Source organism: Bombilactobacillus sp. ESL1094, from assembly GCF_058107425.1.
Map to the genome: position 1 here is coordinate 841,914 of NZ_JBYLUM010000001.1, position 21,463 is coordinate 863,376.

Genomic DNA, 21,463 nt, shown 5'->3' on the forward strand with positions numbered 1-21,463 from the left:
GGTCATAGAAATGAAAATTGGTTTGATCGGTACAGGCGTAATGGGAAATGCAGTTGCTGTGAATCTTTTAAAAGCGGGACATCAACTTTGGGTGTACAATCGTACAAAATCTAAAACTGACAATCTCGTACAACAGGGCGCTACTTGGGAAGATAATCCCCAAAAAGTCGTTGAACAAAGCGACGTTATTTTGACTATGGTCGGTTTTCCTCAAGATGTTGAGCAGGTTTATTACGGCGATAACGGCATTTTTAGTGCTGATGTCCATGATAAATTCTTAATTGATTTAACAACTTCAAAACCGCAGTTAGCACAAAAACTGGCAGCCAGCGGCGAAAAATTGGGCGCCAAAGTTTTAGACGCCCCCGTTTCTGGTGGCGATATTGGTGCCAAGAACGGGACTTTAACCGTGATGGTTGGTGGCCGCCGCGAAGTCTATGACCAAATTAAGGCTTTATTCCCTGATTTTAGCGGTCAAGTTAACCTGTTTGGTCCGGCAGGAGCCGGGCAAAATACCAAGATGGCTAACCAAATTATGATTGCCGGTACCATGACTGGTATGACTGAAATGTTTGTTTACGCTAAAGCCGCGGGCTTGGATTTACAAGACGTGCTCAAAACAGTCAGTGGTGGTAGTGCAGCTAATTGGAGTCTAGAAAACTATGGTCCTCGGGTATTAAAAGGCGATTATACTCCAGGCTTTTTCAGTAAACATTTCTTAAAAGATTTGCGGATTGCGTTAGACACTGCTGACGAAATGCACTTGAATTTGCCTGCCACTAAACAAGCCAAAGAACTATACGAACAACTAGTTGACCAAAAGCACGATGGTGATTTAGGCACTCAAGGCTTAATCAAGCTTTGGTGGGATTAAACACTTCATACAATAACTGAATAATTACTTTCAACTAAAAATCTAGATTAACTTTCAATTCACGAGTAATTTACTTGCTGGTGAATTGAAAGTTTTTTTGATTATTTCTTTTTAATTAAAAACATGATAGTTTTCATTTTCAAAAAGCGTTAAAATGAGCTCATAATTAATGAATCTTTTAAATTAGGAGAGAACCATGCTGAAACTGCAACATATTAAAAAGTACTTCACAGTCGGCGATACGACCACCAAAGCATTAGATGATGTCTCTGTTGCCTTTCGTTCTAAAGAATTTGTTTCAATCCTCGGACCTTCCGGTTCCGGTAAAACCACGATGCTAAACATTATCGGTGGCCTTGATCATTACGATTCTGGTGACTTAATTATTGACGGTAAGTCAACCAAAACTTTTAAAGAAGATGATTGGGATGCTTATCGTAATAATACCGTCGGTTTTATTTTTCAGAATTACAACATCATCAGTCATTTAAGTATTTTAGATAACGTCAGTTTAGGAATGACTTTGAGTGGCGTTTCGAACGCTGAAAAGAAACAAAAAGCCCAACAAGCATTGGAACGTGTCGGCTTAAAAGAACATCTATCTAAAAAGCCCAGTCAATTATCTGGTGGACAATTACAACGTGTTGCCATTGCGCGGGCCCTGGCGAATGATCCCCAGATTTTATTAGCTGATGAACCAACGGGGGCCTTAGATACTAAGACCAGTAACGAAATTATGCAGTTAATTCAAGACTTATCCAAAGAACGATTAGTCATTATGGTGACGCATAATCCCGATTTGGCACACCAATATTCTGATCGCATTATTGAATTTTCCGATGGTCAAATTCAAAACGATTCTAATCCTTATCAAGAACCGGATGAACAACCACACTTTAATCCCGTACGTACTAAGATGAGTTTTTGGACGGCGTTAAAACTATCATTTACCAATATCAAAACTAAAAAAGGCCGCACTTTCCTTACTATTTTGGCGTCCAGTATCGGTATTATTAGTATTGGTGTCGTGTTAGCTTTATCGAATGGTTTTCAAAAACAAATCGACGCCACCCAATCGGAAACTTTATCGCAATTTCCAATTACCATTTCTCAAGTTACAGCGGATCAAAAGCAAATGCAAAAAAGCGACAGTTCTGGTAGCACTGGTAGTCAAAAGTTTGCTTCAGGCAAACAGCTGAAAGCACAAGCTAATCAGTTAACTTCTGCCCAACATTTGAATAAAATCACGCCCAAATATTTAAATTATATTCGCAAGATCAAAAAGTCTGATAGTAAAAATATTGCTTATACCTATACGACCGGCTTAAATTTAATTCGCAAAGTGCACGGCCAATACCGGCCGGTATCTTTTGCCACAACTAATATCAGCAGTTCCGAATCTAGCAATGCGCAAAGCATGGTTACTTCTAACTTAGGTATTGGTGGCAGTGTTTACCCCGTTGATCGCAATAATCAACAAAGTTTCCTCAAGAAAAATTATCGCGTTTTAGCTGGTAAATACCCTACCAATAATCACGAAATTGTTCTGATTACTGATAAGAAAAATAATCTGAACTTAGATGCGTTGAAAAATCTTGGTTTTTCATTCAAAGATCAACAGCACATTCAACCACAACAATTATTGAATACTAACATTCAAGTCATTGCGAATAACAATTTTTACCAGCAATTACCAACTGGCAACTTTGTCCCTAGTAAAGATTACAGCCAAATGGCCACGGCTCATGACACTATTAACTTGAAGATTGTCGGTATTTTACGAACTACTTCTAAAAATTCTGACGGTTTATTATCGAGTGGGATTGCCTATTCTGACCGTTTGACTAAAGAAGTCATTAACATCAATAAGAATTCGCACATTGCGCTAGCTCAAAAGCAGAGTAAGAATAATGTGATCACCGGTACGCCATTAAAAGGTATGGAAGGTGCTTTAACTCTGACTGCTCTGGGAGCTACCGATACGCCTAATTCGATTCAAATTTATCCCAATAACTTTAAAGAGAAAAACAAAATCACCGCTTATTTAGACAAATATAATAAGCATAAGAGTAAAGCTAATCAAGTTATGTATGTAGACTTAGCGGGCAACATCACCAGCATTACCGGTGGTTTAATGGACGCTATCACTTACGTGTTAATCGGATTTGCGGCCATTTCCTTAGTTACTTCCATGATTATGATTGCCATCATCACTTATACTTCCGTTATTGAACGAACCAAAGAAATTGGAGTTTTAAGAGCTTTAGGAGCTCGTAAGAAAGATATTACGCGCGTTTTTGATGCTGAAACTACTATTTTAGGCATTGGTTCCGGAATTTTAGGTGTTATCATTGCTTGGCTCTTAACTTTCCCTGCCAACGTTATTTTAGAAAATATGACCGGTTTAAGTCACGTTGCTAAATTAAATCCGCTCCATGCGATTGTCTTAATTATTGTCAGCACCATCTTAACTGTCTTAGGTGGTCATATTCCGGCCCGCATGGCTTCCAAAAAAGATGCGGCCACGGCCTTAAGATCAGAATAATAGTTGTTAATTGTATGTAAAAAAGAGGTTGGAAATTTAAAATCCAACCTCTTTTTTTATAAATATAAGATTTGTTCAAACACTAACCTTCTTCGCAAGCCTTAATCGCTTTAATCAAAGCTCCGCGAAAGCCGTTTTCTTCTAAAGCGGCCACTCCGCGAATCGTGGAACCACCAGGAGTAGCTGAGTAATCCTTTAAAGCTTCAAAATCTAGTTGCTGATTTTGCACTAATTGGACTGTGCCTTGCAGCATCTGTAAGATAATTTGATGACTATCTTCACGTTTCATGCCGTAATACACTCCAGCATCACTTAAAGCATCCATCATTACCGCCATTAACGCTGGTGTACAACCGGCAATCGTACCATAAATACTCAACTGCTGTTCAGGAACTACGTACACTTGACCTAGTTTGTTAAATAAATTGGTCACCAGTTCTTGATGAGCCGCCGTTTCTTGTTTTTGAAAGCTCACAGCAATTATTCCCTGGGCAATTTCCACTGCCGTATTAGGTACTGCCTTGGCAAAACCAGCTGCCCCGGTTAATGATTGATTAATTTGTGTTAAATCACCACCAGAAACTGAAACAATCATTCCCTCATAATCTTGACTTAACTCTTGAATCACTGCTGGCACCGCTGGTGCTGGAATCGCTAATAAAATAACTTCACAATCCAACAATTCCGATACACTTTGCGCTGCTCCCAACTGATACTGCGCAATTAACTTAGCTGCCGTTTGGTGCCGTCCACCCTTAACGATAATCTGTTGGGGACTAATGCCCGCTTTCAATAATCCTTTAATCATCGCACTGCCAATTCGGCCAGCACCTACAAGTCCAATTTTCATTTAATCACCTCAATTTTTTTCATTGTACAACAGAATAGTTTATTAATAAATTATTGGTTTCAAACCACAGTTTGCGGTAAAATGCAATTAGCTAAACTAAACAAGTACAACAAGTTGATCTAATTCAAACAAAAAACTTAGAGTATTTGTATTAGTTTTAAAAAAGGCAATAAAATTTTGAACTATTCTATATTGACTTTGTTCTAATTTAGATAAAATTCTTATTAGTTCTAACTCTTATTCAATGTTTAAATTATGCTGGAGGTTTTTTTCTTATGAAAATAGCAAGGCTAATTACCGGGATTATTACCATTATCTTAGCCATTGTAATTGTGATTCAATTTAAATTTGATAGTTTTATTCAAGCATTAATGGGTTACGCTGACTTAGGTAGTACCGCTAGTGTCCTAGTAGCCTTATCATATTTAATTGCTGGAATTATTTACATTGTTTGCAATGCTAGTACCAGCATTGTACCAGCTATTACCAGCTTTATTATTCTCATTTTAGGTGGCGTGATGGGCATTTTTAATGCTTTAAGTTTTCCTGGGATTATGATTTGGTCTTGGGTTGGTATTGGCATTGGGACGGTCATGGTCATTGCCAATCTGATCGTTCGATTCTTCTTTACACCAGCCGTTGATGAATACGGTAATGCTTATAGCAATAGTTCTTACGATAACAATAATAACAATTATCAAAATCCTACGAATAACGGTTACACGGATCAAAATAATTTTGTCAACAATCAGCAGCAAATGCCGAATAATTATCAACAACCGGTCAATAATAACTATCAAGCTCCCAATAATTATCAACCAAATTCTAATCCTAACTTTCAACAGCCACCAATGGCACCGAACAACTATCAAAATCCTAACCAACCGCAACCGATGAATAATCCTGAAATGAATAATAATCAATTCAATCAGCCACAGCAAAACTTTGCACCCAATCAAGCTAATCCTATGGCACAAAACCCCAACCCAGCACCACAACAACCTAATCCGTCATTTGATAATAATTATGCTAATAACTATTATCAACCGACCCAAAACTCCGTTCCACCAGCTCCAACTAATAAACATCGTCGCTTTAAAACCAAAAACAAACCCTAATTTTCAAAAAACTAACTTTTACCACTTTTTCTTCACATTTTCATCATAATTAATGAATACTATTATTAGTGTAGATAACCGATAGGTTGCTACAACATATAAATTGTATTCACATCCTTACTCCTCCAAGAAACGACAACTAAGTTGTCGTTTCTTTTTTGTTTTAAAAAATTAAAAAAAGACTGCTTTAATTTTTATTTAAGCGATATTTTAAAAAGCATTTTTAGCCAAAAAAGCGTTTTTCTTGTTCGTTTTGTGGTAAAGTAATAGTTGGTAAGTTATGGATTAATGTAATTAATTTTACATAATTTAAGGAGTGTGAAATTCATGTTAACTTTGAGTTTGTCATTGTTATCATTAGCAAGATTACAATTTGCGATAACAACGATTTTCCACTTCTTTTTTGTACCGTTTTCAATTGGAATGGGTTTTTTAGTTTCAATTATGGAAACCATTTATGCAATTAAGAAGCAGGAAATTTATAAAAAAATGGCCCAATTCTGGGGCAAAATATTTTTGCTAAGTTTTGCGGTCGGCATTGTGACTGGGTTAATCCAAGAATTCCAGTTTGGAATGAATTGGTCCAACTATTCTCGCTTCATGGGCGATATTTTCGGTGCTCCTCTGGCGATTGAAGCTTTATTGGCCTTTTTCTTGGAATCGACTTTTCTTGGCGTTTGGATGTTTACTTGGGATCGTTTCAAACCCGGAATTCACGCCTTATTTATTTGGTTGACTTCCATTGGTACCATGTTATCAGCTATTTGGATTTTAACTGCTAACAGTTTTATGCAACATCCTACCGGTTTTACTATCAACGGTAAAACGCATCATGCCCAAATGACCGATTTTGGTAGTATTGTTGGTAATCCTCAATTGTGGCGGGTGTTCCCCCACGTTATTTTAGGTGCTTTTGCTACTGCCGCTTTAGTTATCGTGGGAATGAGTGCTTGGGGCTTAATTCGGAAGCAAAAGGATCGTGCTTTCTTCAAAAAGTCCTTACATTTCGGTTTATGGTTCAGTTTAGTGGCTTCTATTGGCGTCATGGTTGCTGGTGATTATCAAACCCAACAAATTATTCAAGACCAACCAATGAAATTTGCTGCTACAGAAGGCGAATATAAAGATACTAGTTCCCCAGCTTCTTGGAAGATCGTCGCTACTTTTGATACTAAAGATCATAAAGTTAATCACGAAATCTCCGTACCTTATATGTTGAGTTTATTAGCTTATCATAAGCCTGAAGGCTCAGTTAAAGGTATGAACACGATTAACAAAGAATTAAAACAAAAATTTGCTCATAATAAGAGTAAGAGTATTCGCAATATTAAAAACTTCTATATTCCAACGACCGCTATTTTCTGGAGTTTCCGGGTCATGGCTGGCTTTGGCGCTTTGTTTGCTTTAGTTTCCATCGTTGGCTTGTTCTTGATGCGTAAAAAGCATGACATGATTGAAAATCAACGTTGGTTCTTATATATCTTAGGTTTCGTAATGTGGTGTCCATTCATCGCCAATACTTGTGGTTGGTTAATTACTGAATTAGGTCGCTATCCATGGATTGTTTATGGATTGTACACTATTGCAGATGCTGTTTCACCATCAACAACAGCTGGTGAGTTATTATTTAGTAATATTATTTATCTTGTTTTGTTTACCGTCTTGGGTGGAGTTATGATTTATTACTCACGGCAAACATTGCATCATGGTTTAAGTGCAATTGATGGACCTAGTGCTACACAACAAGACACTGTAACTGCGGATCCTTTTGCAAAGGAGGCCTTTGACTAATGACTGCCTTACAATTTATTTGGTTTATTTTAATCTGTGTGCTCTTTGTTGGCTTTTTCTTTTTAGAAGGTTTTGATTTTGGTGTGGGCATGGCTTCTGGTATTATCGCGCGCACTGATGAGGAAAAACAAACTATGTTGCGCATTATTGGCCCCCACTGGGTAGTCAATGAAACTTGGCTGGTTACAGCCGGTGGCGCCATGTTTGCTTCATTTCCAATGTGGTATGCGAGTTTGTTCTCTGGCTATTACATCATGTTCTTATTAGTCTTAGTCGGATTAATTCTACGGGGTGTTTCCTTTGAATTTGCGGAACATGCCGAAACCAAGCGTGGGCGGCACCTTTGGTATAACGTCTTTGTCTTTGGTAGCTTAGTCGCACCTTTAATGTTATGTATTATTTTCTTCAGCATGATTCAAGGTGTGCCAATCAATGCGCAAGGCGATATGCACGCTGGTTTCTTTGATATTATTAACTGGTTATCATTAGTTGGTGGAATTGCAGGCGTCTTGATGTCTTTAATTCACGGCTTAAACTATACACGACTAACCACAACGGGCATTTTAAGAGAACGGGCACGTAATCTTAATCGCTATCTCTATCCTATTTTGTTCGTTGGTGAAGTTGTCTTTGCCTTACTAGTAATTTTCCAAACAGACTTCTTCACTAATAAACCTGTTTCTAGTACTTTAATTACCTTACTCATCGTTTTGATGTCTATCATCGGGACTTGGGGAACGTACAAAGATCATGAAGTCTGGAGTTTACTTGGCAGTGGCTTATCCTTAGCCTTTGTAGTGATCTTAATCTTTAACGGTTTATTCCCACGGGTCATGATTGCGACTAACCCTGCCAATAGCATTTTAATTAAAAATGCTTCCTCTTCACCCGCAGCTTTAACGATTATGACTATTGTAGTCTGCATTTTACTGCCGATTGTTTTAATCTACTTTACTTGGTCTTACTATATCTTTAAAAAACGGGTACCATCTGGGAAAGCGACCAATTAATTTATGATTGATAAACGTTTATTCAAATTACCCAAAGTTAAATCACTATTCGTAATGCTTGCAGGACTAACCGTCTTGCAAGCATTTATGATTTTATTACAAGCTAGCTTTCTCACGCAGGCCTTAGTTTTTTCTTGGCGGCAATTGCACTTACACGCATTACTCAAGCCCACAATCGGATTTGTAATTGCCTTTTTAATTCGCCACTTGCTGGTCTGGCTGAAGAATATTCTGCTAGATCACTTTGCCACTCAGACAACCGAAAACTTACGCCAAGATATTTTAGACAAAATTTATCAAACGGGGCCCGACTTTATTTCCACAGCCGGTTCGGGCAACTTAGTCACCGAAACACTCGACGGAATGGATAAAGTTAATAATTATTTTAATTTGATTTTGACCAAGTTTATGGACATGATGATTATTCCATGGATTATCTTAATTTATATCTTTTTCCAAAACCGGACATCCGGAATTATTTTGCTGTTAGTTTTTCCTGTCATTATTTTATTTATGATTATTTTAGGCTACGCGGCTCAAGACAAGGCTGACGCGCAATATAATGAATATGTGGTGCTGTCGAATCATTTTTTGGATGCTTTACGCGGCTTGACTACCCTGAAAATGCTCGGTTTAAGTAAAGATTATGCGCATAATATCCAAACCGTTAGTGAAAATTATCGTAAAAAAACAATGAGCACTTTGCGCATTGCTATTTTATCGACTTTTGCTCTAGATTGGTTTACCACGCTCTCCATTGCTTTATTAGCCGTCTTTTTAGGTTTAGCTTTAATCAAGGGCTCAATTCCGTTATACCCTGCCCTGGTAACCTTAGTGTTAGCACCGGAGTACTTCTTACCATTACGAAATTTCTCCAATGATTATCATGCCACCTTAGATGGGGCTAATGCCTTCACTGCAGCCACTGAATTATTAGATCAACCCGTGGTCAGCGATCAACAGCTCGTAACTAACTTTACTTGGAATGAACAAAGCACGTTAAAAGTGTCCCATCTAAACTTTCAATATGATACCCAAAACCAGTTGGTTAATCTCCACGACATTAATTTAAACCTCCATGGTTATCAAAAAATCGCCATTATCGGCAAATCTGGCGCTGGCAAAACCACCCTCTTAGATACTTTAGGTGGTTTTCTCACTCCGAATAACGGACAAATCCAGCTTAATGATCAAGCTTTACCACATTTGTCCCAAACTAATTGGCAAAAACAAATCACCTATTTACCGCAAAAGCCGTACCTATTTAGTGACACAATTGCCAACAATATTCGCTTTTATCAACCTGAGGCCACTGATGAACAGGTTCAACTAGCATCCCAGCAGGCCGGTTTAACCGACTTTATTGCGAGTTTACCGCAGGGATTAAATACTCCTGTTGGTGAAGGCGGCCGGGGCATTTCCGGCGGTCAAGCCCAAAGAATCATGTTAGCACGGGCCTTTTTGGCCCAACAGCGCCGCATTATTCTGTTAGATGAACCAACGGCCCATTTAGATATTGAAACGGAATATCGTCTCAAGCAAACCATGTTGCCTTTATTTGACCAACACTTAGTTATTTTTGCTACGCATCGTTTGCATTGGCTCCAACAAATGGACTATGTCATTGTCTTAGATCACGGCCAAATTGTGGAACAAGGACCAATTGAACAACTACAACAAGAAACGAGTGGCCCCTTTGCTGATCTAACTTTCCAAATGCGAGGTGATCTATAATGTGGAAGCACGATACTTGGGTTAAACCTTACCTGAAACAATATAAATTTCTTTTAGCTACAGCCTTATTCTTAGGCTTTCTGACAATTTTCTGTGGTGGCGCCTTAATGTTTGCCTCTGGTTATACCATTGATCGCTCGGCCACTCATCCGTACAATATTTTAATGATCTATCCGGCCATTTTGTTAACACGTGCTTTTGGAATCGGCCGCCCGACTTTTAAATATCTCGAACGTTTAAAAAGTCATAATTGGGTTTTAAAAGTCACCTCCGATTTGCGAACTCGCCTGTATAAAACAGTGGAAAAAGATGCGGCTTTCTTTAATGAAAAATATCGCAGTGGTAATCTGCTGGGCTTATTATCCGAAGATATTGATCATTTACAAAACCTGTATCTACGAACAGTTTTTCCCACTGTCGTGGGGATCCTTTTAGCTATTTTTGTCACCATTGGTATTGGCTATTTTGACTTATGGTTTGCCATTATCACCGCCATTTTATTGTTACTCGAAATTTTGGTTGTACCTTTAGCTTCAACCGCAATTGAAGCCGCACGTCGTAGTCACCAAAAAGCGTTAACTGATCAGTTATATACTCAGTTAACCGATAATATTTTGGGGGCTAATGATTGGATTTTATCTGGACGCAAACAGGACTTTCAACAAACAACTACCCAGACTATTGCGCAATTAAACAGTTCCAAATTAAAGAGTAAACATTTTCGTTGGCAACGGGATTTCTATCTGCAAGTCATTCTAGTACTAATTTTTCTAGCCATGATTATTTTCACCAATTTGCACTTCACTAATACGCAAATGCGAGCTAACTACACGGCAGCCTTTGTCTTGGCAGTTGCTCCAATTGGTGAGGCCATTGTGCCAATTAGTCAGGGATTTGAAGAATATCCGGTTTATAAAGATTCGATTAAACGTCTCAATAATCTTCATCCCACCCTGCAACAATTACCACCGCAACAAAAATTATCTGCGACAGATTTTCAAACTTTAAAATTAGAAAATTTGCAATTTGAATATGATGCGGATTCTCCAATCCTTTTGACAGACTTTAATCAAACCATTCAACGGGGACAAAAGGTGGCTTTAATTGGGCCTAGTGGTACCGGTAAAACAACCCTACTGCAATTAATCAACGGGGATTTAACTCCCCAAAAGGGTCAAGTTACTTTAAACGGGATCAATGTGCGAGCCCTTCAAGACGAACAAAAGCAATTGTTCTCTTTTCTCAACCAACAACCATTTTTATTTAATACATCTATCTTAAATAATGTGCGCCTTGGTAACGAAACAAAATCGGACGCTGAGGTGAAAGCTGCTTTAGATGCTGTTCAATTAACTAATTTAATTGAGCAATTACCCCAAGGCTACGAAACATCCGTACGCGAAGCGGGCGCGCGTTTTTCCGGTGGTGAACAACAACGCATCACGCTAGCCCGCATTTTATTGCAAGATGCGCCCATTGTGCTACTTGATGAACCAACGGTTGGTTTAGATCCCATTACCGAAAATGATTTATTAAAAACTATTTTTGAAGTTTTAAAAGACAAAACCATCATTTGGGTTACCCACCATTTACAAGGCATTAATCACGTTGACCAAGTGGTCTTTTTAGACCAAGGTCAAATTAAAATGCAAGGTAATCCCAAAGATTTAGCCGCTAATAACCACCATTTCCAAGAACTTTATCGCATGGATCGTGGCTTCTAACTTTAAAAATTACAGCAAGCTAAAATTTTATACGCAGGACTAATTCTGATATGTAACCAGAATTAGTCTTTTTTTTGCTTAAAACACATGGTCATTTGAACATAATTTCAAAAAACAGCTTTACATTTGTCAAATACACTATATAATTTAAATTGGAATTAGAGAAAGGGGTTTCAATCAATGAAAGAACTTAATCAAGCGGAGTTGGCTAAATATTTGGATCACACACTGTTGAATCCAAACGCTACTAAAGAAGATATTTTAAAGACTTGCGAGGAAGCTAAACATTACCAAACAGCTTCTGTTTGTGTGAATGCTTACTGGGCCAAACTAGTACATGAACAATTAGCTGGTACTGATATTAATACTTGCGTGGTTGTTGGTTTCCCATTGGGCGCTACCAGCACAGCTACTAAAGTTTTTGAAGCAAAGCACGCCATGGCAGATGGCGCTGATGAATTAGACATGGTCATCAATGTTGGTGAATTAGTGGGCGGCAATTACGACGCTGTCAAAGCTGATATTCAAAGCGTTGCAGAAGCAGTTCATGCTGAAAACAAATTATTGAAAGTCATCATCGAAACATCATTCTTAAATGACGAACAAGTCGTCAAAGCTTCACAATTATCAGAACAAGCGCAAGCTGATTTTGTTAAGACTTCAACTGGCTTTAGCTCTGCTGGTGCTAAAGAAGCGGATGTGAAATTAATGCGCGAAACTGTGGGCGATCGTTTAGGCGTGAAGGCTTCTGGTGGCATCCACAGTTATGAAGAAGCTATGGGCATGATCGAAGCCGGTGCTAGTCGCTTAGGTGTTAGTGCAACTGTTAAGATTTTAGAAGGCGCTAAAAAGTAAAGGAGAACAAAATGGCTTATAAGAGAATTTTTGGTATTGTTTTAGATTCCATTGGTACTGGTGAAGCGCATGATGCCGCCAACTTCGATGACGTTGGCTCAGACACCTTAGGTCACATCGGTGAATACTTCAAAGGTAAATTGAAATTACCTAACTTACAAAAGCTTGGCCTTTCTAATCAACGTCAAGAAGCAATCTTGGGTGTGCCTAAAGCTGAGCAACCAATTGGTTACTACGGTAATATGCAAGAAGTTTCTGTGGGTAAAGACAGTATGGATGGTCATTGGGAAATGATGCAATTACCAGTTATGACAGAATTATCTTTCTTCCCGAATGGTTTTCCAGATGACTTATTGAATAAAATTGCTGAATTTTCCGGTCGGAAAATTATTGGTAACCGACCAGAATCTGGTACCAAAATTATTGCTGAATTAGGCGAACAACAAATGAAGACTGGTGATTTAATCATCTATACTTCTGGTGATTCCGTTTTACAAATTGCCGCTCATGAAGATGTAATTCCTGTTGATGAATTATATCGGATTTGTGAATATGCACGTAGTTTAGTTAACGGTCCTGAATATACTGTTGGTCGAATCATTGCGCGGCCTTACGTTGGACCTGACAAAGATCACTTTACACGGACTGCTAATCGGCATGACTTTACCTTGAAGCCATCAGCTAAAACTACCTTAAATTATTTGCAAGATAATAATGTAACAACTATCGGCATTGGTAAAATTAACGATATTTTCAGTGGCGACGGGATTGGTGAAGGTTATCATAACGAAAGTAACATGGACGGTATGGATCATTTAGACAAGGTTATGCAACAAGACTTTACCGGCTTCTGCTTTACCAACCTTGTTGACTTTGATGCGATGTATGGCCACCGGCGTAACGCGCAAGGTGATGGTGATGCTTTGATGGACTTTGACCACAGATTAGGTCATGTTTTAGAGCAAATGCATGATGATGATCTTTTAATCATTACTGCTGATCACGGCAATGACCCAACTTATAAAGGTACCGATCATACACGTGAATTAGTACCCCTACTCGTTTACTCACCAAGTATGAAAAATCCAGCTAGTTTAGGTACTCGGACAACCTTTAGCGATTTTGGTGCGACGGTTGCTGAAAACTTCAACATTACCACCAACGATAAAGGTACGAGCTTCTTAAACCAACTTCAATAAAGGCTAACTATGACAAATAACGGTGAAACTAAGTTAAAACAAGCTTTAATTGTGGCACAGCTTTATTACGAAGAGAATCTCAGTCAAACAACCATTGCCAATAAAATGCAGATGTCACGTCCAACAATTTCGCGTTTATTGCAATTAGCGCGCGAATCTGGTTTAGTAAAAATTCAAATTGAAAATCCCTTTATTAATTATTCGGATTTAGGCGATATTTTATCGCAAAAATATCGTGCTCAAATTGAAATTGTCCCGTCACATTATGCCGGGCAAGCATCGAACCTTGATAGCGTTGGTGCTTATGCAGCTAACTTTTTAACCAATTTAGTCAAACCCAATGACATCATCGGCATTGGTTGGGGCAAAACGGTGCACGCCGTCACCACCAATTTAGCCGAACAAACGACTCCCGGTGTCAAAACGGTGCAATTAAAAGGTGGCTTTAGTTTTAGCCATGAGAAAACTTATGCCTATGAGAGTATTAATGAGCTAGCGCAAGCGTTTCAAACCCGGGCTCAATACCTGCCCCTACCCACTATTTTTGATAGCAAAACAACCAAAGAATTAGTGGAACAAGATCGCTTTATTAAACAAATCCTCGATCTAGGGCAACAAGCTAATATTGCGCTGTTTAGTGTTGGGACCGCAAGCAGTAATTCATTGCTCTTTAATTTAGGCTATTTAACTCAAGCCCAAAAGACAGAAATTCAAACTAAAGCTGTGGGTGATATTGTTTCCCGTTTTATTGATAATGATGGACAAATTATTAATCAAGAACTCAATCAACGCACTGTTGGGATTGAGGCGCAGGCTTTAGGACAAAAAGAAAGCTCGATTGTCGTGGCCAGTGGCTTACAAAAAACTGCAGCTGTGCATGCGGTTTTAAAAGCGCATTACGCCAATATTGCAATTTTAGATGTACCTTTAGCCCAGAACTTGATTGATTATGAATAATTTTTCTTAAAGATTACCCGTAGTTGCTGCTTTAATGCTAGCAACGGTAATCTTTAAGGTACTAATAGTAAGCGTTTTCTTAAAATAAGATTAAATCTTTGCTTTCTAATTTTATAAATCCAAAGGAGTGTATGACTCATGAGAATGGTCGATATTATTGATAACAAACGCAATGGAAAAGAATTAACTGCTGAAGAAATTCAATTCTTCATTGATGGCGTTTGTGATGGCACTATTCCTGATTATCAAACTAGTGCCTTATTGATGGCAATCTATTTCCAAGACATGACAGCTCAAGAACGGTCAACTCTGACCATGAAAATGATGGAATCGGGCGATCATTTGGATCTATCCGAAATTCCAGGTATCAAAGTTGATAAGCATTCTACTGGTGGTGTGGGCGATAAAATCAGCTTACCATTAGCCGCAGTCGTAGCCGCCACTGGCATTCCAGTGCCTATGATCTCTGGACGCGGTTTAGGCCATACTGGTGGAACATTAGATAAGTTGGAAGCGATCCCGGGCTACAAAGTAGAAATCAGCGAGCAAGACTTTATCAAACAAGTCGCTGCTGAAAAATTAGCCATTATTGGCGCCACCGGTAACATTGCTCCGGCCGATAAGAAAATTTATGCTTTGCGGGATGTAACCGATACCGTTGATTCAATTCCGCTCATTGCCAGTTCCATTATGAGTAAAAAGATTGCCTCTGGTACTGATGCCTTAGTTATTGATGTCAAAACAGGATCCGGCGCTTTTATGAAGACCTTAGACGACTCCATTGCTTTAGCTAAAGCTTTAGTTTCTATTGGCAAAGGTGTGGGCATGCAATGTATGGCTGTAATTTCCGACATGAATCAACCACTCGGTTACAAAATTGGTAATTCTTTGGAAATCGAAGAATCTATTGATGTCTTAAAGGGCCAAGGCCCCGCAGATGTTACTGAATTAATGCTAACTTTAGGTAGTTACATGGTTGTTTTAGGCGGCAAAGCCAAAGATGCTGCTGAAGCCCGGAAATTACTCGAAGATGCTATTAGTTCCGGCAAAGCTTTAGAGCGCTTTAAAGCAATGATTAAAGCTCAAGGTGGCGATGAGCGCGTTGTTGATGACTATTCCATCATGCCCCAAGCGCAATATAAGATTGAATTACCAGCCCAACAAAGCGGTGTTGTGGCTCAAATCAAAGCCGACGAAGTTGGCATTGCTAGCATGATGCTCGGTGGTGGTCGCCAAAAAGCAGAAGATCAATTAGATTACAGTGTCGGTATTGAACTACACAAAAAAGTCGGTGACGCTATTCAAGCAGGTGAATCATTGTTAACTATTTACAGTAATCGGGAAAATGTCGATGATATCAAAGATTTATTGTATCAAAACATCACCGTGGCCGATCATGCTGATAAGAACCCAATGATTTACAAAATTATTGATTAAATACTGCGACAAGTAACGTTCAGCAGTGGAATATAGCCTAGATAAAGGACTTAAGTTTTGGTCTTTAAACTTGAGATCTTTAGCGTAGCTAGACGCAAACTGTTGCTACTTGGAGCGCTTAACCACTGCGACAAAGGCCGATTTAAAGCTGAGGATTAACCTAGACTAAGGACTTAAGTCGGGCTTTGACTTGAGTTCTTAGTTGTAGTTAAACGTAAGCTTTTAGCTTTTGGAGCGCAAGATCACACTGCGACCAGTAGCCATCTTAGTTAAGGATGCAAGTGTTATTTATAAACTTAAAATCTTAACTATTGAGTGTGATTTTACAATCTTTATACAGATCAGATCCATTACCATATTCACAATTCAGAAAGGTGAAAATTATGCGATTTGTTTTCTTGTTAACCGGAATTTTACTCGTTTTGATAGTTGGTTGGTTAGTCAGTAGTGACCGCAAACATATCAAATTCAAAAAAATGGGAATTATGTTTGCCCTCCAATTAATCATTTCTTTCCTATGTTTAAATACTTCAGGTGGTATTAAAACAATGGGAGCCATTTCCAGTTTCTTCAACTGGTTAATGGTTCAAGCCGCCGGCGGAATCAATTTTGTTTTCGGTGGTTTAGTTATCAAAAAAGGCGCTTCCGTCTTCTTCTTAAATGTTTTAATGCCGATTGTCTTTATTTCCGCTTTAGTAGGAATTTTAAATTATCTAAAAATCTTACCCTTTATTATTAAATGGACCGGTTTTATTTTGAATAAATTAGCTGGCATGGGTGAACTGGAAAGTTATTTTGCCGTTTCCACTGCTATTTTAGGACAACCGGAAGTCTTCTTAACCATTAAAGATGTCATCCCCAAGCTTGACGAAAAGCGGCTGTATACCATTTGTGCTTCGGCCATGAGTGCGGTCTCTGCTGCGGTCTTAGCTTCTTACATGCAGTTAGTTCCTGGTAAATTTGTGGTAACTGCGGTTTTCTTGAACATTTTATCGGCGTTGATTGTTTCTTGCATCGTCAATCCCTATGATGTTTCTGATGAAGAAAACAAAGCCATTAATGCCGACTCCGCGACAACTAATCTTTCCCATGAACCTTTCTTTCAAGTTGTCGGTAATTATATTCAAGATGGTTTTAATCTAGCCATTACCGTTGCGGCCATGTTGATTGGTTTTGTCGCTTTAGTAACTTTCTTAAATAGTACTTGTTCAGTTATCTTCCATATCAGTTTTACCAAGATTTTGGGTTATATCTTCTCGCCAATTGCGTACTTAATGGGTGTTCCGAGCAAAGATATCCAACAAGTTGGTAGCTTAATGGCCACCAAACTCTTGACGAATGAATTTGTGGCCCTAGGTCAATTGCATAAGATTGTGCATGTCTTAAGTCCCAAGGCTGTCGCCATTATTTCTTCCTATTTAATTTCCTTCGCAAACTTTAGCGTAATCGGTATTATTACCGGGGCAATTAAATCCATTAGTGCTAAGCAAGGATCATTCGTGGCTAAATTTTCCATGAAGTTATTATTAGGTGCTACATTGGCTTCTATCTTAACCGGAACGATCGTTGGTCTTTACTTCTAAGACTACCAATACACTAACATTAAAAACTCGCTTCGAACTGACAAGCGAGTTTTTTTGTTGTCTTATAAATAAAATTTGGTGGTTTGATAATTATAGACATTTTGGGAATAATCAAAAATCCGCCCACTAGTTGAATAAAACACTTCTTGAACGACTAAGCCAAAACTAGTTTTAGCCAGAGCTAATTTTTGCGCTTCTAATTCTGTTAAGGGCCGTACAGCAAAATACTTATCCGAAAAACCCACTTTAATCTGATGAACTTGTTGCAAATAATGAAAGATAGACCCGGTCGCAATGGCAACATTTAAAAACGGTACCTCTTCAGTACTATAATATGAAGTTTCCCAACACGAAATCACGCCTTGTGCTAGCTTGATTCTTTGTACTTGATACACGGGCGTTTTCTGTGAACAATGTAAATATTGGGCGATCTCTACTGTGGGATAGATTTTTTTGACAGTCACATCCGCATTCGTTAATTGATTGTCTTCCAAGTCATTGGTCCAACCATGATTGGTCTTAGAAAAGTTCAGATAACCAGCTTTAGGCGGTTTACGCACAAAGGTCCCACTACCTTGCACTTGATAAATTAAGCCCGCTCGTTCTAATTCTGTTAAGGCTTTGAGAATTGTAGTCTTACTCGTCTGATAAGTAGCTTTTAACTCATTTAAGCTCGGCAATTTAGCACCTTGTGGCAACGAATTTTGTTGCATCATTGCAATTAGTTGTTGGGCTAACTGTTGATATTTAAGCATAGAAACCTCCTTAATAATCTAATCATCATTTTAAAAAGCGCTTGCAAAAATTAATTTAGCGTTTTAAACTGTACGTGTACAGTTGTGAAAGCCCTTACTGCTAGTTTAACAGAAAATTGGTATTGATTAAGTCTTGATCTTACTTTGACAATAATGGAGGTTGTTACATATGAAAGACTTTATTAACAAAAAGTTACTACCACCGGTAATGAAATTCGTCAATACTAGGCCCCTCAAAGCGATTAAAGATGGAATGATTTATCCCATTCCCTTTATCATCATCGGCGCTATTTTTTTAATACTAGGGCAACCACCAATTCAGTCCTTACAAAATTATTTTAATAAAATTGGTATTGCTGCTGTGTTCATGCAAGCAAGTGATGCTTCCTTCGGCATCATGGCTTTGTTTGCCGTCTTCGGCATTGCCTATTCTTGGGTCAAAGATGAAGGCTTTGATGCTGCACCTGCTGGACTCTTAGCGGTCACGGTCGATATCATTTTACAACCTAGTACCATCACTAAAGTCACTAGTATCGCCCATCCCGATAAAACATCCACTGCGTGGCAAGTTTCCGGGATCATTGACAAAAACTGGCTCGGCGGGCAAGGGATGATTATCGCTATCTTAGTTGGACTCTTTGTTGGTTGGCTTTACTCCTGGTTTTTGAAGAAAAATATTACTATTAAAATGCCGGAACAAGTTCCCCCTAATGTGGCAGGTTCTTTTACTGCTTTGATTCCGGCGGCCGTCATTGTTTCGTTAGCGGCTGTTGTGTATGGCATCTTCAAATTAGGCTTCAATACTACCTTAGCCGAATGGATTTATAAGGTTATTCAGATTCCACTGCAACACGCTACTGATGGCTTGTTAGGCGTCATTGTCATTTCTCTATTACCAGTCTTTTTATGGTTCTTTGGTGTACATGGCTCCACGATTGTCGGCGGAATTATGGGACCATTATTATTATCAAATAATGCCGATAATTTGGCTTTGTATAAAGCTGGTAAATTATCTTTAGCTCATGGTGCCCACATTGTCACTCAATCTTTTATGGATCAATGTTTAACAGTCACTGGTGCCGGTATGACCATTGGTTTAGTAGTTTTCATGTTTGTTTTTGCCAAATCAGCCCAGATGAAAGCTTTAGGCAAATTGGAGATTGTCCCAGCTTTATTTAACATCAATGAACCAATCTTGTTTGGTTTACCGATTGTTTTAAATCCCATGCTAGCAATTCCCTTTATTTTAACACCGGTCATCTCAGGACTATTAACCTATGCTGTCATTGCCCTCGGCATTATTCCACCTTTCAACGGAGTCTACGTTCCTTGGACCACACCAGCAATAATTTCCGGCTTAATTGTCGGCGGTTGGCAAGGAGCTGTTTGGCAAACCTTAATGTTAATTATGAGCTTCTTTATTTACTATCCATTCGCCAAAAAGTATGACAGCATTTTATTAGCACAAGAACAGGAATCCGTTGCTGAAGACTAAAATTAATTTAGCTTATAAAAAAAGAGCCCCTAACGGCTCCTTTTTTATTGGCTTACTCAACTGAACAACAACTATTTGAATCCCCACGATAAAATTATTTATTTTCAGCTGCCGCACTGGGCAAGAAGAATGAGGCCAGTAAGCCAATGACGGCAAACACAATCATTAAAATAAAACTCCATTGATAGCCAATTTCGGTAGCCTGAACTTGACCGACACTAGTCTTTAGAGTAGCTGCCAAAGCCACCAGCAACATTGCTAAAGCTGTTCCCAGTGAACCCCCGATTTGACGTACCGTCGATGAAGCAGCATTGGCATGAGCCGTTAACTGCGGTTCAATCATATTGATACCGGCAGTAAAAGTCGTCATCATTGTAAAGGAAATACCCACCATCCGAACAGCATAGCACAGTCCAATCAAGACTAAACTTGTCTGAGTATTGAACCACAGCATGGGCAAAGTACCTAACAACAACATGGCAAAGCCAAAGAACGCTAACTTCTTAATTCCAAGTTTATCATAGAGTGTTCCCGAAATAGGATTACAGATAATCATCACAATAGCCCCCGGCATCATGACTAAGCCCGCAATCAAGGCCGATTCTTGCCGTGTCGTCTGTAAATACAACGGCAGAACTAGTTCAATGCCCACCATTGCAATATTACTAATCGTACTTAACATAGTACATAAGTCAAAACGCCAATTTCTAAAGACGCGAATATCTAATAGTGGTTCCTGCATTTTTAATTGGCGCCGACAGAATAAATAAATGACTAAAATCCCGATAAGGAAAACAACCGCTAAACTCACCGTAATTTTACCCGTATTGCCTACTTCCGATAAAGCATATAACAATAGACCAAAGCCAATAATTGATTCGATAAAGGATAAAAGATCGGTTGTCTGTAATTTGGGTGTAGTTAGATTTTGAATCGTAAACAACGCTAAAATGGCCACTAAAGCACTCGTCACACTCAAAATAATAAATAACATTTGCCAATCAGCATATTTCAAGATTAAACCGGATATTGTCGGCCCGACCGCTGGGCCAAAGCCAATCACAAAACCCGTAATCCCCATGGCGAAGCCGCGCTTTTCGGGGGGAAACATCATCAAAATAACATTTTGAATAAACGGCATTAACCCCCCGGCCGCCACAGCTTCAATAATGCGTCCAGTCAATAAAACCCAAAAGTTGGGTGCCACTAGACAAACCATAGAACCGACAAAGAAGATTACCATCATTGTCAAAAAATTTTGTTTCAAATTAAAAGAATCAAAAATCCACGCCGAAATGGGAATCATTAAACCCACCACTAACAAGTATGCAGTCGTTAACCATTGCGCAGTGGCTTGATTGACCTGAAACGCACGCATAATAGTGGGCAAAGCATTATTTAAGAACGTTTCAGCTAACAAAGCAACAAAAGAACCAAACAATAACACGGCCATCATTAAAGCTCGTTTTTTTCCAGAAATACTTTTAACTGTCGTTTGCAATTTTGCTATCTCCTTTTTGTAGCAAGCTACACTTT

Annotated in this window: 16 protein-coding genes; 13 read left to right on the forward strand and 3 right to left on the reverse strand. The window is 38.8% G+C overall.

What is annotated here, in order from left to right; translation table 11 throughout:
• Positions 1-10 precede the first annotated feature (10 nt).
• Together AC3B5S_RS04235 and AC3B5S_RS04240 are read left to right on the forward strand one after the other, a co-directional pair.
• The gene (locus tag AC3B5S_RS04235; protein WP_489756932.1) at positions 11-874 is read left to right on the forward strand and encodes an NAD(P)-dependent oxidoreductase; all 864 of its coding nucleotides are present in this window, start codon (positions 11-13) and stop codon (positions 872-874) included.
• A 196-nt stretch (positions 875-1,070) separates the two neighbouring features.
• Positions 1,071-3,419 (forward strand): ABC transporter ATP-binding protein/permease, encoded by a 2,349-nt coding sequence (locus AC3B5S_RS04240; RefSeq protein WP_489756931.1) that lies wholly within the window; start codon positions 1,071-1,073, stop codon positions 3,417-3,419.
• An 82-nt stretch (positions 3,420-3,501) separates the two neighbouring features.
• Here AC3B5S_RS04240 and AC3B5S_RS04245 read toward each other — a convergent pair whose 3' ends face one another.
• Positions 3,502-4,269: a pyrroline-5-carboxylate reductase family protein gene (locus tag AC3B5S_RS04245; protein WP_489756930.1), complete on the reverse strand. Its 768-nt coding sequence runs from the start codon at positions 4,267-4,269 to the stop codon at positions 3,502-3,504.
• Positions 4,270-4,544: 275 nt separating this feature from the next.
• Here AC3B5S_RS04245 and AC3B5S_RS04250 point away from each other — a divergent pair, with 275 nt between their 5' ends.
• From AC3B5S_RS04250 to AC3B5S_RS04295, 10 genes are all read left to right on the forward strand, one after another.
• The gene (locus tag AC3B5S_RS04250; protein WP_489756929.1) at positions 4,545-5,387 is read left to right on the forward strand and encodes a hypothetical protein; all 843 of its coding nucleotides are present in this window, start codon (positions 4,545-4,547) and stop codon (positions 5,385-5,387) included.
• 327 nt (positions 5,388-5,714) lie between these two features.
• A complete protein-coding gene (locus AC3B5S_RS04255; RefSeq protein ID WP_489756928.1) occupies positions 5,715-7,178 on the forward strand; it encodes a cytochrome ubiquinol oxidase subunit I in 1,464 nt (487 codons plus the stop codon).
• Positions 7,178-8,188, forward strand: a complete 1,011-nt coding sequence (gene cydB / locus AC3B5S_RS04260) for a cytochrome d ubiquinol oxidase subunit II (RefSeq protein ID WP_489774658.1) — start codon at positions 7,178-7,180, stop codon at positions 8,186-8,188. Before AC3B5S_RS04255 ends, cydB begins: the two co-directional genes overlap by 1 nt.
• Before the next feature lie 3 nt (positions 8,189-8,191).
• Positions 8,192-9,922 carry a thiol reductant ABC exporter subunit CydD gene (gene cydD, locus AC3B5S_RS04265; protein WP_489756926.1) on the forward strand — a complete coding sequence of 577 codons (1,731 nt, stop codon included), beginning with the start codon at positions 8,192-8,194 and terminating at the stop codon, positions 9,920-9,922.
• Complete coding sequence (gene cydC / locus AC3B5S_RS04270) at positions 9,922-11,646, forward strand: thiol reductant ABC exporter subunit CydC (protein ID WP_489790117.1); 1,725 nt, start codon at positions 9,922-9,924, stop codon at positions 11,644-11,646. Before cydD ends, cydC begins: the two co-directional genes overlap by 1 nt.
• Positions 11,647-11,826: 180 nt before the next feature.
• Complete coding sequence (deoC, locus tag AC3B5S_RS04275) at positions 11,827-12,501, forward strand: deoxyribose-phosphate aldolase (RefSeq protein ID WP_489774656.1); 675 nt, start codon at positions 11,827-11,829, stop codon at positions 12,499-12,501.
• An 11-nt stretch (positions 12,502-12,512) separates the two neighbouring features.
• Complete coding sequence (locus tag AC3B5S_RS04280; RefSeq protein ID WP_489790118.1) at positions 12,513-13,700, forward strand: phosphopentomutase; 1,188 nt, start codon at positions 12,513-12,515, stop codon at positions 13,698-13,700.
• Positions 13,701-13,709: 9 nt separating this feature from the next.
• Positions 13,710-14,657, forward strand: a complete 948-nt coding sequence (locus AC3B5S_RS04285) for a sugar-binding transcriptional regulator (RefSeq protein WP_489756922.1) — start codon at positions 13,710-13,712, stop codon at positions 14,655-14,657.
• Positions 14,658-14,795: 138 nt separating this feature from the next.
• On the forward strand, positions 14,796-16,094 hold the full coding sequence (locus AC3B5S_RS04290) for a pyrimidine-nucleoside phosphorylase (RefSeq protein ID WP_489769341.1): 1,299 nt from the start codon (positions 14,796-14,798) through the stop codon (positions 16,092-16,094).
• Between the two features lie 383 nt (positions 16,095-16,477).
• Positions 16,478-17,677, forward strand: a complete 1,200-nt coding sequence (locus AC3B5S_RS04295) for a NupC/NupG family nucleoside CNT transporter (RefSeq protein WP_489756920.1) — start codon at positions 16,478-16,480, stop codon at positions 17,675-17,677.
• 62 nt (positions 17,678-17,739) lie between these two features.
• On the opposite strand, the gene AC3B5S_RS04300 is transcribed toward AC3B5S_RS04295, so the two are convergent.
• Positions 17,740-18,432: a GntR family transcriptional regulator gene (locus AC3B5S_RS04300; protein WP_489756919.1), complete on the reverse strand. Its 693-nt coding sequence runs from the start codon at positions 18,430-18,432 to the stop codon at positions 17,740-17,742.
• 169 nt (positions 18,433-18,601) lie between these two features.
• On the opposite strand from AC3B5S_RS04300, the gene AC3B5S_RS04305 reads away from it, so the two are divergent.
• Positions 18,602-19,927 (forward strand): PTS sugar transporter subunit IIC, encoded by a 1,326-nt coding sequence (locus tag AC3B5S_RS04305; RefSeq protein ID WP_489790119.1) that lies wholly within the window; start codon positions 18,602-18,604, stop codon positions 19,925-19,927.
• A 94-nt stretch (positions 19,928-20,021) separates the two neighbouring features.
• On the opposite strand, the gene AC3B5S_RS04310 is transcribed toward AC3B5S_RS04305, so the two are convergent.
• A complete protein-coding gene (locus AC3B5S_RS04310) occupies positions 20,022-21,428 on the reverse strand; it encodes an MDR family MFS transporter (protein ID WP_489769342.1) in 1,407 nt (468 codons plus the stop codon).
• Between the last annotated feature and the right edge of the window lie 35 nt (positions 21,429-21,463).